This is a genomic window from Azospirillum sp. UENF 111221 (assembly GCF_058780625.1).
In genome coordinates this window covers 123175-136482 of the sequence record NZ_JBSNCH010000001.1, presented here as the reverse complement: position 1 = coordinate 136482, position 13308 = coordinate 123175, and the positions used below count along the sequence as shown (strand labels likewise).

At 64.8% G+C, this 13308-nt stretch carries 13 protein-coding genes; 12 read left to right on the top strand and 1 reads right to left on the bottom strand.

The genetic code is table 11. The features are described 5' to 3' along the window. Positions 1 to 16: 16 nt before the first annotated feature. Positions 17 to 931: a LysR family transcriptional regulator gene (locus tag ACWPN3_RS00570; RefSeq protein WP_109450209.1), complete on the bottom strand. Its 915-nt coding sequence runs from the start codon at positions 929 to 931 to the stop codon at positions 17 to 19. A gap of 161 nt (positions 932 to 1092) precedes the next feature. Here ACWPN3_RS00570 and ACWPN3_RS00565 point away from each other — a divergent pair, with 161 nt between their 5' ends. The 12 genes from ACWPN3_RS00565 (at position 1093) to pcaF (ending at position 13286) form a co-directional block, all read left to right on the top strand. Next, positions 1093 to 2214: a muconate/chloromuconate family cycloisomerase gene (locus ACWPN3_RS00565; RefSeq protein WP_492242329.1), complete on the top strand. Its 1122-nt coding sequence runs from the start codon at positions 1093 to 1095 to the stop codon at positions 2212 to 2214. 16 nt (positions 2215 to 2230) lie between these two features. Next, positions 2231 to 2539: a muconolactone Delta-isomerase gene (gene catC, locus ACWPN3_RS00560; RefSeq protein WP_425486013.1), complete on the top strand. Its 309-nt coding sequence runs from the start codon at positions 2231 to 2233 to the stop codon at positions 2537 to 2539. Positions 2540 to 2597: 58 nt separating this feature from the next. Next, positions 2598 to 3512: a catechol 1,2-dioxygenase gene (catA, locus tag ACWPN3_RS00555; RefSeq protein WP_492242330.1), complete on the top strand. Its 915-nt coding sequence runs from the start codon at positions 2598 to 2600 to the stop codon at positions 3510 to 3512. A 55-nt stretch (positions 3513 to 3567) separates the two neighbouring features. Then, positions 3568 to 4932 (top strand): benzoate 1,2-dioxygenase large subunit, encoded by a 1365-nt coding sequence (gene benA / locus ACWPN3_RS00550; protein ID WP_199237685.1) that lies wholly within the window; start codon positions 3568 to 3570, stop codon positions 4930 to 4932. Positions 4933 to 4943: 11 nt separating this feature from the next. Next, positions 4944 to 5435: a benzoate 1,2-dioxygenase small subunit gene (gene benB / locus ACWPN3_RS00545; RefSeq protein WP_109450203.1), complete on the top strand. Its 492-nt coding sequence runs from the start codon at positions 4944 to 4946 to the stop codon at positions 5433 to 5435. An 85-nt stretch (positions 5436 to 5520) separates the two neighbouring features. Further along, entirely contained in the window at positions 5521 to 6546 is a 1026-nt protein-coding gene (gene benC, locus ACWPN3_RS00540; protein ID WP_109450201.1) for a benzoate 1,2-dioxygenase electron transfer component BenC, read from the top strand. Next, positions 6543 to 7328, top strand: coding sequence for a 1,6-dihydroxycyclohexa-2,4-diene-1-carboxylate dehydrogenase (locus tag ACWPN3_RS00535; RefSeq protein ID WP_492242331.1), 786 nt, complete (start codon positions 6543 to 6545; stop codon positions 7326 to 7328). The genes benC and ACWPN3_RS00535 overlap by 4 nt, the downstream gene beginning before the upstream one ends. Positions 7329 to 7475: 147 nt before the next feature. Next, entirely contained in the window at positions 7476 to 8924 is a 1449-nt protein-coding gene (locus tag ACWPN3_RS00530) for an MFS transporter (RefSeq protein ID WP_492242332.1), read from the top strand. Positions 8925 to 9013: 89 nt separating this feature from the next. Further along, positions 9014 to 10354 carry an MFS transporter gene (locus ACWPN3_RS00525; RefSeq protein ID WP_492242333.1) on the top strand — a complete coding sequence of 447 codons (1341 nt, stop codon included), beginning with the start codon at positions 9014 to 9016 and terminating at the stop codon, positions 10352 to 10354. A gap of 67 nt (positions 10355 to 10421) precedes the next feature. Next, positions 10422 to 11294, top strand: coding sequence for a CoA transferase subunit A (locus ACWPN3_RS00520; RefSeq protein WP_492242334.1), 873 nt, complete (start codon positions 10422 to 10424; stop codon positions 11292 to 11294). Then, on the top strand, positions 11294 to 12082 hold the full coding sequence (locus ACWPN3_RS00515) for a CoA-transferase subunit beta (protein ID WP_492242335.1): 789 nt from the start codon (positions 11294 to 11296) through the stop codon (positions 12080 to 12082). The genes ACWPN3_RS00520 and ACWPN3_RS00515 overlap by 1 nt, the downstream gene beginning before the upstream one ends. A 4-nt stretch (positions 12083 to 12086) precedes the next feature. Next, positions 12087 to 13286 carry a 3-oxoadipyl-CoA thiolase gene (gene pcaF / locus ACWPN3_RS00510; protein ID WP_492242336.1) on the top strand — a complete coding sequence of 400 codons (1200 nt, stop codon included), beginning with the start codon at positions 12087 to 12089 and terminating at the stop codon, positions 13284 to 13286. Positions 13287 to 13308 lie beyond the last annotated feature (22 nt).

The following is a 13308-nucleotide window of genomic DNA, read 5'->3' as shown; positions in this document are numbered from 1 at the left end:
CTGAGCAACTTCACACTCAGACACCAAGTTCGTTTTCAACGTGGTTGGCGCGATAAACATCGCGGATCGCATCGAGCATTATTGCAATTTCTGGAGACGTGTCGTTGACCCGGTGGCTCATGAAAAGCGGCGAGACAGCATGTGCTTCTTCAAGTGGACGATACTCGACTTTGTCCCGCCGCAAATGCTGTACGGAAGCGGTCACCAAACTAAACCCGACATCGGCTGCCACCAAACCCAACGCCGTCTGCACATCCCGCACTTCCAGAATGGTGTCTGGCTTTAACCCTCGGAAGCGATAGAGCGCGAGCACCTGATCGGCAAAGCTCGGTCGCGGAGTTTTGGGGTAAACAACCAGTGTTCCGGCTGTCAGGTCGTCGAGACGGAGCGGGCGCTCCTGCTCCAGCAGTCGGTGCCCTGACGGAATGGCGGCAATGATGGCTTCGTAGCGGAGCAGAGTCCGCGTGATGGCGGCGTCCTCCAGCGGAATGCGGCCGAAGCCGACGTCGATGCGACCCTCTTTGAGCGCCGCGACCTGCTCGACCGTTGTCAACTCCACCAACGAGACTTCCACATTCGGACGGATCGAGCGGTAACGGCGGATCATCTCTGGCAGCCAGCCATAGAGTGTGGACGCCACAAAGCCGATGGTGAAGCGGCTATGCTCGGCGTGGCGCAGGCGGCGAGCCAACGCCTTGATTTCATCGACGCGCTCCAGCACGTGGACCGCCTGTTCATAGATCAAGCGCCCTGGCTCCGTCAGACGCAGGGGACGGCTGTCCCGTTCGATGAGTTGAAGGCCAAGCTCCTCTTCCAATTGCTGTATCTGTCGGCTCAACGGCGGCTGCGCCATGTTCAGGCGCTCTGCCGCACGCGTGAAGTTCCGCTCGTTCACGACTGCCATGAAGTAGCGGAGATGCCGAAGTTCCATGAACGAGCCTCTCCCTCATTGAGCACGGCGGCCGTGAGATAAGGCCGCCGCGCCATACCATACCTGGAGGGTATCAAACCAGACCAACACGGTCTTTCACAATACGCATGGCAACAGATAGCGTGGTGGCACAACAAAGTTTTGCCGAGGACAGCCGCAGGATGACCAGAATTGACGGCATCGAGACCCTCATTGTCGATGTGCCGACCATTCGGCCGCATGTGCTCTCGATGGCCACCATGCACCGGCAGACCATCGTCGTAGTCCGGCTTCGCTGTTCCGACGGCGTTGTGGGCATCGGTGAGGGGACAACGATCGGGGGATTGAGCTACGGCGAAGAATGCCCCGAAGGTATCAAGCTGGCGATTGACACTTACATAGCCCCGGTGCTGCGAACCAGCGACCCCACCCGCGTTGCCGCAACCATGGCACAGGTCGGCAGAGCCGTTGTTGGCAACCACTTTGCCAAGGCGGCGGTCGAGACGGCGCTCTTGGACGCCATGGGAAAGCGGCTCGGCCTCCCGGTTTCCGAACTGCTGGGCGGGCGTCACCGTGACACGCTGCCGGTCGCTTGGACGCTCGCCAGCGGCAACACGGCCAAGGACATCGACGAAGCCGAGCGCATGCTGTCTTTGCGGCGGCACAACATCTTCAAGCTGAAGATCGGCAAGCGTCCGGTGGCTGACGATGTCGCGCATGTTGCTCAGATCAAACGCGCGTTGGGCGACCGAGCAAGCGTGCGCGTCGACGTCAACCAAGCCTGGGATGAAGCCACCGCGTCGCGCGGAATTGCAATGTTGGAGGACGCAGGCGTCGATCTGATCGAACAGCCGGTGGCGCGCAGCAATCGCTCGGCACTGGCACGCTTGGCCGCACGCTTCATCGTGCCGATCATGGCCGACGAAAGTCTTCACGGGCCAGAGGATGCCTTCACCATCGCATCGCAGGCGGCAGCCGATGTCTTCGCCGTCAAGATCGCCCAGTCCGGCGGTCTCCAGGCTGCGGCCCGCGTCGGTGCCATTGCGGATGCGGCGGGGATCGGGCTTTACGGCGGCACCATGCTGGAAGGGGGGATCGGCACCATCGCCTCCGCTCACCTCTTCGCCACGTTCCCGCGGCTCGCCTGGGGCACGGAGCTGTTCGGTCCGCTGCTGCTGACCGAGGAAATCCTGACCGAACCCCTGGCTTATGGCGATTTCAGCCTTCAGATCCCCAACAAGCCGGGCCTCGGCATCGACTTGGACGAGGACCGCATCGCCTTCTTCCGGCGTGACGGCCGGTAACACTCGCACACCCCCCTTGATCGAGGCCAAGACCATGCTGTTCCAGGTCGAAATGGATGTCCGCCTGCCGCCTGACATGGCGCCACAGGTGGCAGACGAGTTGAAGCGGGTCGAGCGCGAACGCGCCCAACAGATGCAGCACGAGGGCAAGTGGCGGCACCTTTGGCGTGTCGCTGGCCGCTACGCCAATGTCAGCATCTTCGATGTCGAAAGCGCGGACGAACTTCACGCGCTGCTCACCTCGCTGCCGCTTTTCCCCTACATGGCGATGACGGTTACCGCCTTGTGTCGCCATCCCTCGTCCATCCGCGACGATGACCGCTGAGCCGGTCGCCGCCTACCCGCCGCTGAGGCAGCCATAACCGAAGTTTAGGGAGAAAACGATGAACAAGAACCAGATCCAAGAGTTCGCGAAGCGCATCTCCGGCACCCAAATTGCTCCGGCTAACGAGCGGGTGAAAGCGGTCGTCGACCGCATGCTGCTCGATCTCTTCGTGCTGATCGACGAGATGGACGTCACGCCCGAAGAATTCTGGTCGGCCTGCAGCTATGTCACCGAGCTCGGGAAGTCCAATGAAGTCGGACTGCTGGTGCCGGGTCTTGGTGTCGAGCATTTCCTTGACCTGCGCCAGGATGAGAAGGAGCGTGCTGCCGGAATGGACGGCGGCACCCCGCGCACCATCGAGGGTCCGCTCTATGTGGCCGGTGCTCCCGTCTGCCAGGGCGAAGCCCGGCTCGACGACGACACTGACGACGGCGAAATCCTGTTCATGGATGGCCGGGTCCTCGACACCCGTGGCAACCCGGTTGCCGGTGCGCAGGTCGAGGTCTGGCACGCCAACAGCCGTGGCAACTACTCCTACTTCGACCAGTCGCAGAGCGACTTCAACCTGCGCCGCACCGTCGTCACCGATGCCGAGGGGCGCTACCGCTTCCGCAGCATCATGCCGTCGGGCTACAGCTGCCCGCCCAACGGGCCGACCCAAAAACTCCTGACCCTACTGGGCCGCCACGGTCATCGTCCGGCGCACATTCACTTCTTCGTGTCGGCACCGGGCTATCGGACGCTGACGACGCAGATCAACATCAAGGACGATCCCTACGTCCATGACGACTTCGCCTTCGCCACCCGCGACGGCCTGATCCCCGGGGTCGAGCACCACACGGACCCGACCGCCCTCCACGACATGGGCGTGAACCGGCCCTTCGCCACCATCACCTTCGACTTCGTTCTCCCGTCCGCACTGGATGGCGTGTTGAACACGCTTCCTGAGCGTCCGCGCGCCACGGCCGCCTGATCTTCCGGGGGGCCATGCCCGGCCCCATTCCCGCCATCTTGTGGAGGACCAGATCATGACTGCCAATCTCATGGCGCGGCTGGACGGCGCTGTCGTTGAGGACAAAGAGCAGGGCATTTATCGGTGCAGGCGCGACATTTTCACCGACCCTGAGCTGTTCGAACTGGAGATGACGCACATCTTTGAGGGGAACTGGATCTACCTCGCCCACGAAAGCCAAATCCCCGGCAAGAACGACTACTTCACCACCTTCATCGGCCGGCAGCCGATCATCATCGCCCGCAACAAGGACAACGAGCTCAACGCCTTCATCAACGCCTGCAGCCACCGTGGCGCGATGCTGTGCCGGCACAAGCGCGGCAACAAGGCAACTTACACCTGTCCGTTCCACGGATGGACTTTCAACAACTCTGGTAAGCTGCTGAAGGTCAAGGACCCGGAGTCCGCCGGCTACCCTGACGCCTTCAATCGGGAGGGATCGCACAACCTGACAAAGGTTGCCCGGTTCGCATCCTACCGCGGCTTCCTGTTCGGCAGCCTGAACGCCGATGTGGCACCGCTCACCGAGCATCTGGGTGAGGCCGCCAAGATCATCGACATGATCGTCGACCAGTCGCCGGATGGGCTGGAGGTGCTGCGCGGCTCCTCGTCCTACATTTATGACGGCAACTGGAAACTCCAGACCGAGAATGGAGCCGACGGCTATCACGTCAGCGCCGTGCACTGGAACTATGCGGCAACCACCAACCACCGCAAGACGGCCGCCGCCGGCGACAGCGTGCGGGCGATGGACGCCGGAAGCTGGGCCAAGCAGGGCGGCGGCTTCTATTCCTTCGAGAATGGTCATCTGCTGCTGTGGAGCCGCTGGGCCAATCCCGAAGACCGCCCTCTCTATGAGCGCCGGGACGAGTTGGCGGCACAGTACGGGGCCGCGCGGGCCGACTGGATGATCGGCAATTCGCGCAACCTGTGCCTCTACCCCAACGTCTACTTGATGGACCAGTTCAGCTCGCAGATCCGCACCTATCGGCCGCTGTCTGTCGACAAGACTGAGGTCACGATCTACTGCATCGCGCCGAAGAACGAGAGTGCGGAGGCCCGCGCCCGCCGCATCCGCCAGTATGAGGATTTCTTCAACGCCAGCGGCATGGCCACCCCCGATGACCTGGAGGAGTTCCGCTCCTGCCAAACCGGCTATCTCGGCAGCGCCGCCCCCTGGAACGACCTGTCACGCGGAGCGGCCCATTGGGTGGAGGGTGCCGACGAGGCGGCCAAGGCCATCGACCTGCAGCCGCTGATGAGCGGCCTGCGCACCGAAGACGAGGGGCTGTTCGTCGTCCAGCACCAGCACTGGCTCGACACCATGCGCCGCGCCGTGGCGGTGGAAGAGGCATCGTCCGGCCTGAAGACGCTGGCTTGACGGGGGAACGCATGACCATCACTCCTGAGACTCTGCAGGCCTTCCTCCACCGCGAGGCCCGCCTGCTCGATGAAAAACAATGGGACGACTGGGTGCAGCTTTACGCACCGGACGCTGTGTTCTGGATGCCCGCCTGGGATGATGACGGCGCGCTGACCACCGACCCGCAGCGCGAGATCTCCCTGATCTATTATGGCAACCGCGGCGGCCTTGAGGATCGCGTGTTCCGCATCAAGACGGAACGGTCGAGCGCCACCAGTCTGCCGGAACCGCGCACCTCGCACAATATCAGCAACCTCGAAGTCATCGAGCAGCGTGACGGTGTCTGCAAGCTGCGCTTTAACTGGTTCACGCTGAGCTTCCGTTACAAGGCGACCGACACCTATTTCGGCACGTCCTTCTACACGCTGGATGTTTCGGGTGAGACACCACTGATCAAAGAGAAGACGGTGGTTCTGAAAAACGACTACATCCACCACGTCATCGACATCTACCACATCTGATCGGCCGGGCGGGATCGATCATCCCGGACGGGCGACAACTGGCCCGACGCCCTTCTGTGCGTCTCAAAGCCAGGGAGACGAACTCATGAGCTTTCACATCGCGCTGACCTTTGAGGACGGACTGACCCGCTTCATCGATGCCAACCTCGGTGAAACGGTCGCGGATGCCGCTTATCGGCAAGGCATCAACATCCCGCTCGACTGCCGCGACGGCGCCTGCGGCACCTGCAAGAGCTTTTGCGAGGCCGGGCGCTATGACGGCGGCTCTTACATCGAGGATGCCCTGACAGACGCGGAGGCGGAGGAGGGCTACTGTCTGACCTGTCAGATGCGTCCGGCATCCGACATCGTCCTGCGCATCGCCGCATCGTCGGACATCTGCAAAACAAGGGCGATGAACGTCTCGGCCGAGGTGGTGTCCGTCACCCGCCTGTCGGACAGCAGCATCGGACTGTCCCTGGCCTTGGACAATGCCGCGCGCCTGGCCTTCCTGCCCGGACAGTACGTCAACATCGAGGTGCCTGGCACGGGACAGACGCGCTCCTACTCCTTCAGTTCGCCGCCAGGGGCAGAGCTTGCGACCTTCCTGATCCGCAACGTGCCGGGCGGGCTGATGAGCGGCTACCTGACAGGCAGGGCCAAGCCGGGGGACCGTCTGACCCTGACCGGACCGCTCGGCAGCTTCTATTTGCGCGAGGTCCGACGGCCGGTACTGATGTTGGCCGGAGGTACAGGGTTGGCGCCCTTCCTGTCGATGCTGGACCGCATCGCTGCGGTGGAAGGCAGCAATTCGCACCCGGTTCACCTCATCTACGGTGTCACCCTGGACCACGATCTCGTTGAGGTCGAGGCGCTGCAGAGATTTGCAGAGCGAATCCCAGGCTTTACCTTCACCACCTGCGTGGCCGACCAGGGCAGCAGCCATCCGTTGAAGGGATACGTCACCCACCATCTCCAGCCGGAGCATCTGAACGGCGGGAATGTCGACGTGTACCTCTGTGGCCCACCGCCGATGGTTGAGGCCGTGCGCACCCATTTCCGCGACTGCGGCCTGACCCCGGCAAGCTTCCATTATGAGAAATTCGCCGCCAGCGAAGGGAATGGCCGATGACCATGAGCGGACGCTTCGATAATCAGGTGATGATTGTCACCGGTGCCGCCCAGGGCATCGGGCGAGCGGTTGCCGCACGGGCGGCAGGTGAAGGAGCCAGGCTGCTGCTGGTCGACCGTTCCGAATTGGTGCATCAGGTGGCGGAGGAGTTGTTGGGCCAGGGCGCCCCGGCGCTGGCGCTCACCGCCGATCTGGAAACCTATGCCGGCGCTCAAGCCATGGTCGATGCCGCGATCGAGGCGTTCGGGCGCATCGACATCTCCGTCCACAATGTCGGCGGCACCATCTGGATGAAGCCCTTCTGGGAATACCAGGAGGAGGAGATGGTGAAGGAGATTAACCGTTCACTCTGGCCGACCCTCTGGTCTTGCCGGGCGGTGGTCCCGGTGATGATCGCGCAAGGCGGTGGCAGCATCGTCAATGTCGGCAGCAACGCCACCCGCGGAATTTACCGTGTTCCCTACTCCGCCGCGAAGGGCGGGGTGCATGCCATGACCACCTGTATGGCGATGGAACTGGCGGACAAGGGGATCCGCGTCAACGCGGTCTCCCCGGGGGCCGTCGACAATGGACAGCGTGCCATCCCGCGCAATCCAAAGCCGATGAGCGAACAGGAGACGATCTGGCAACGGGAAACCTACGACCAGGTCATGCGCGACACGATGATGGGACGGATGGGCACCCAAGAGGAAATCGCCGCTGCGATCTGCTTCTACGCGTCAAACGACGCATCGTACATTACCGGCCAAACCTGCTTCGTTGCCGGTGGCAGCATCGGCTGAACACCCTCGGCTGACCGCCGAGAGCGGAAGACAAACCCATCGCCAAATGACGTGAGGGGCGCCCACTGCCAAGTGGGCGTCGGCCGAACCGTCGGCATCCAGGCCCATCAACCCTAAAGCGTTGCCCTGCTCCGCGGGAGCACGCGGGTGGGTCCACTGCGCAACGACGCAGCCTTTTTTTCCGGTCCATCGCGTCAACAGGGAGGAACGCCCGTGTCATCGACATCACGCGTCATCGACGTCCAGGACTTCATCAATGCCCACAAGGTTTCCGCATTCCAGGTCACGTTGATCGGCCTTTGTTTCCTGATCGTCGCCATCGACGGCTTCGACACGGCGGCGATCGGCTTCATCGCTCCGGCGCTGCGCGCCGAATGGCAGCTGGCGCCGGCCCAACTGGCGCCACTGTTCGGTGCCGGCTTGTTCGGGCTGATGATCGGGGCGTTCATCTTTGGGCCTCTGGCCGACAAGATCGGGCGCAAGCGCGCGCTGATCCTCACCGTCCTGTTCTTCGGGCTGACCAGCTTGGCGTCCGCCTGGGCGACGAACATCACCGAACTGACGGTACTGCGTTTCCTGACAGGCATGGGGTTGGGCGGAGCGATGCCCAACGCCATCACCTTGACTTCAGAGTTTTGCCCGGACAAGCGGCGGTCTTTCCTGACCAAGTTGATGTTCTGCGGCTTCACGCTCGGCTCGGCGCTGGGCGGGTTGGCGGCGGCACAGCTGGTGGCCGGCTACGGCTGGTCGTCGGTTCTGCTGCTCGGCGGCGTCGTGCCGTTGCTGCTGGTGCCGGTTCTGCTGTTGACCTTGCCTGAATCGGTGCGCTTTCTCGTACTGCGGAATGCCCCGGCAGAGCGGGTGGCAGCAATCCTGAAGCGGATCGCTCCGGAGGCGGAACTGGCCGGCACGCGGTTCATCGGCGTGCACAGGCCGGCAGGCTCGCCGGTGGGGCAGTTGTTCCAGCCAGGGCTGGTCGCCGGCACGCTGCTGCTGTGGCTGACCTTCTTTATGAGTCTGCTCGTCTTCTACCTGCTGTCGAGCTGGCTGCCGACGGTGATCAGCAGCGCAGGCATGACCCTGAAGGATGCTTCGCTGATGACCATGATGCTGCAGTTCGGCGGCACCGTCGGCGCTTTGGTGATCGGCGCATCGATGGATCGTGTCGACCCGCACAAGGTTTTGGGAATCGCGTACGCGACCGCCGCCCTGTTCATCGCGCTGATCGGCAGCGCCACCACCTCCCCTGCCCTGCTTGCCACCGCCGTGTTCGGCGCCGGCTTCTGCCTGGCCGGTGCGCAGGTTGGCGTGAATGCGCTGGCGGCGGGCTTCTACCCGACGGCGAACCGGGCAACCGGCGTGGCCTGGGCCAACGCCGTCGGGCGCAGCGGATCGGTTCTCGGCTCCATGGTCGGCGGCACCGTTCTGTCCAGCGGCCTCGGCTTGCCGACCGCCTTCGCCATCGTCGGTATCCCGGTCATCCTGGCCGGGCTGTTCATGGTGGTGAAAGGCAGGTTGGCTCCGCAGCCAGCTCATCGGACGGCTGCCTCCTCGTCCTTCGCCGGCCCGCTGCCGGCCGCGAGCAGCATCGACTGACCGGGCTGCTGCTCCCGCCAACCACAACAGCGGCGTCCCGGCCTTAGCGGTGCGGGACGTCGTCCCTCTCTTGTTGAGGAACGAGATCGTTGCAAAAGAACCTACAGGATTACATCGACGCGGCGCCGATCGGCTTCTTCCAATGGCGCCTTTATCTTCTCTGCTTTCTCTGTGCGCTGTTGGACGGGTTCGATACACAGGCGATTGCCTATACCGGCCCGTCGATTGCCAAAACGTTCGGGCTTGCCCCCAAAGGCGGGTTGGCCGGCATTCTGATGGCCGGCACCATCGGAATGATGGTGGGAGCGATGACGCTGGGTCCGATCGGTGATCGTCTCGGCCGCAAGCCTGCCATTCTCTCCGCGCTGTTTCTATTCGGCATCAGCTCACTGGCCACTGGCTTTGCCACCGCTCCCGAGCACGTCGTCGTCCTGCGCTTCCTCGCCGGCCTCGGAATGGGCGGAATGACGCCGGTTCTGCTGTCGCTGGTTGCCGAATACAGCCCGGTTCGCCGGCGCGGAACCGTGATGACCGGTATTCTGCTGGGCCTCCCGGCCGGGGCGATGCTGGGTGGGCTGTTGGCTTCCTCCTGGCTGCCGGCGATCGGTTGGGAAGGTATCTTCTTTGCCGGCGGAGCGGCCCCCCTTGCGCTTCTGGTGGTTGCAGGCCTTCTTCTCCCGGAATCGCCGCACTTCCTGGTGGCCCAGGATCAGGAGCGGAACCGTGAGCAAATCCTGCGGCTGCTGGAGAGGACGACCGGTGAGCGGCCTGCGCCGGACACCAGCTTTGTCGTTCCGGCGCGCCTGGAGAAATCGCGTGTGTCAGCCCTGCTGGCGCCGGAATGGCGGCTGCGGACGTTGGCCATCTGGGCGACGTATTTCTTCAATTGGATCGCCTGGTACATGTTGCTGCTGTGGCTGCCGACCGTGCTGATCTCCGCCGGTTTGGCGACCGAACGGGCTGCTCTTGGGACGGTGACGGTCAATGGCGTCTTCATCGCCTGCGCCATTCCGCTGTCGATCGCGCTGGCGCGGCTTGATGTCCGACGCATCCTCCTCGCCATGTTTGCCTGCGGTGTTGCCACCTGCTTGGCTCTGGCTTTCGCCGCCGGCGACAACTGGGCACTGGTGTTCGTGCTGGTTGGGGCAACCGGGTTTGGTGTCGGCGGCCAACAGATCGCGCTCAACTATCTGATTGCCAACGTTTACCCGACCAGTTTGCGTGCCACTGGCACGGGCTGGGCGATCGGCATGGGGCGCGTGGGCTCGATCATCGGTTCAGCAGCCGGCGGCTGGTTCCTCCAAGCTGGGGGGATCACCGGCTACTACGTCGCCATAGCCATCCCACTGCTGGTTGCAGCGCTGGCCGTTGGGCTGATCCGCACCCGTAAGGAGCCCGTCGGGCGAGAAGCTTTGTCCGCGGCGCACTGATCTGCGTCGGACCGGCCAATCGGTCTTCTGAGGTTTCATCAGACCTGAGCAAGAAAGGAAGCAAACAATGGCGAACTTGTCGTCTCTGCACGAGGCGGTTCGCGACCTGATCCATGACGGCGACACGGTCGCCCTGGAAGGATTCACCCACCTGATCCCCCATGCCGCCGGGCATGAGATCATCCGGCAGGGCCGTCGCAGCCTGACGCTGGTGCGCATGACGCCGGACCTGATCTACGACCAGCTGATCGGCATGGGCTGCGCCGCGAAGCTGATCTTCTCCTGGGGCGGCAACCCCGGCGTCGGCTCCCTCCACCGCTTCCGCGATGCGGTCGAGCAGGGCTGGCCCCACCGGCTGGAGACCGAGGAGCACAGCCATGCCGGCATGGCGAACGCCTATGTCGCCGGCGCCTCCAACCTGCCCTTCGCCCTGCTGCGCGGCTACACCGGCTCCGACCTGCCGAAGGTCAACCCCAACATCCGCTTCGTCGAGTGCCCCTTCACCGGCGAAAAGCTGGCCGCCATCCCGTCGGTCCGGCCGGACGTGACGGTGATCCACGCCCAGAAGGCCGACCGCCGCGGCAATGTGCTGCTCTGGGGCATCCTCGGCGTCCAGAAGGAAGCCGTGCTGGCCGCCAAGCGCTCCATCGTCACGGTGGAGGAGATCGTCGACGACCTCGAGGCTCCGCCCAACGCCTGCGTGCTGCCCTACTGGGCGCTGTCGGCCGTCTGCCCTGTCCCCGGCGGCGCCTATCCGTCCTACGCGCAGGGCTATTCGGAGCGCGACAACCGCTTCTACAAGGCCTGGGATCCCATCGCCCGCTCGCGCGAGACCTTCCAGGCCTGGATGCAGCGCCATGTGCTGGACACCGACGATTTCGCCGGCTTCCGCCGCGTGCTGGCCGAAAGCATGGCCCAGATCATGAAGGAGGCCGTGTGATGGGTTCCGAAGACTTCACCGCGACCGAGATCATGACGGTGGCGGCCAGCCGCCTGCTGAAGGACGGCACCGTCTGCTTCGTCGGCATCGGCCTGCCCTCCACCGCCGCCAACCTCGCCCGGCTGACCCATGCGCCGGACGTCGTGCTGATCTATGAATCGGGCCCCATCGGCGCCAAGCCGACGGTGCTGCCGCTGTCGATCGGCGACGGCGACCTCGCGCTGACCGCCGACACCGTGGTCGGCACGCCGGAGATCTTCCGCTACTGGCTGCAGGGCGGGCGAATCGACGTCGGCTTCCTCGGCGCCGCCCAGGTCGACCGCTTCGCCAACATCAACACCACCGTCATCGGCCCCTATGACGCGCCCAAGGTGCGACTGCCCGGTGCCGGCGGCGCGCCGGAGATCGCCTCCCAGGCCAAGGAGGTCTTCATCGTCCTCAAGCAGAGCCCCAAGGCCTTCGTCGCCACGCTGCCCTTCGTCACCTCGGCGGGCTATCTCGACGGCGGGGATGCCCGCGCCAAGGCCGGCATCCCCGGCGCCGGACCGACCGCGGTGATCACCGACCTCGGCATACTCACCCCCGACCCGGTGACCAAGGAACTGACCCTGACCAGCATCCATCCCGGCGTGACGGTGGAGCAGGTCAAGGCGGCCACCGGCTGGGACCTGAAGATCTCGCCCGACCTGAAGACCACCGAAATCCCGGACGCCGGTGCGCTGGCCGCGCTGCGCGACCTCCAGGCCCGCACCGCCGCCGCCCACGGGCAGGTCGGCGGGGAAGGATGACATCATGCGTGACGCCTATATCTGCGACGCCATCCGCACCCCCATCGGCCGCTATGCCGGATCCCTGGCGTCGGTGCGCGCCGACGATCTCGGCGCCGTGCCGATCCGCGCCCTGATGCAGCGCAACCCCTCGGTCGACTGGGCCGCGGTGGACGACGTCATCTATGGCTGCGCCAATCAGGCCGGCGAGGACAACCGCAACGTCGCCCGCATGTCGGCGCTGCTGGCGGGATTGCCCGACGCGGTGCCGGGCACGACGATGAACCGGCTCTGCGGCTCCGGCCTCGACGCGCTCGCCACCGCCGCCCGCGCCATCATGGCGGGAGAGGCCGATCTGATGATCGCGGGCGGGGTGGAGAGCATGAGCCGCGCCCCCTTCGTGATGGGCAAGGCCGACGCCCCCTTCTCCCGTCAGGCCGAGATCTTCGACACCACCATCGGCTGGCGCTTCGTTAACCCGGCGATGAAGGCGGCCTACGGTGTCGATTCGATGCCGGAGACGGCGGAGAATGTCGCCGACAACTGGAAGATCGCCCGCGCCGACCAGGACGCCTTCGCGCTGCGCAGCCAGGAGCGCGCCGCCCGCGCCATCGCCGACGGCAGCCTGGCCCGCGAGATCGTCCCCGTCACCATCCGCACCCGCAAGGGCGAGACGGTGGTGACGACGGACGAGCATCCCCGCGCCACCACCATCGAGGCGCTGTCGGCGCTGAAGCCCATCGTCCGCCCCGGCGGCACGATCACCGCCGGCAACGCGTCGGGCGTCAATGACGGCGCCGCCGCCCTGCTGGTGGCCTCCGAAGCGGCGGTGAAGCGCCATGGCCTGACCCCGCGCGCCCGCATCCTCGGCGGCGCCACCGCCGGCGTGCCGCCCCGCGTGATGGGCATCGGCCCGGTGCCTGCCACCCGCAAGCTGCTGGAGCGGGTCGGGCGCAGCGTCGGCGACATCGACCTGATCGAGTTGAACGAGGCCTTCGCCGCCCAGGCGCTGGCCGTCCTGCGCGAGCTTGGCCTGCCGGACGACGCCGCCCATGTGAACCCGAACGGCGGCGGCATCGCGCTCGGCCACCCGCTCGGCATGAGCGGCGCCCGTCTGGCGACCACCGCACTCCACCAGCTCGAACAGTCCGGCGGCCGGACGGCGCTCTGCACCATGTGCATCGGCGTCGGCCAGGGGATCGCGGTGATGATCGAGCGGGTGTGAGGGTCACAGGAGAACAACCATG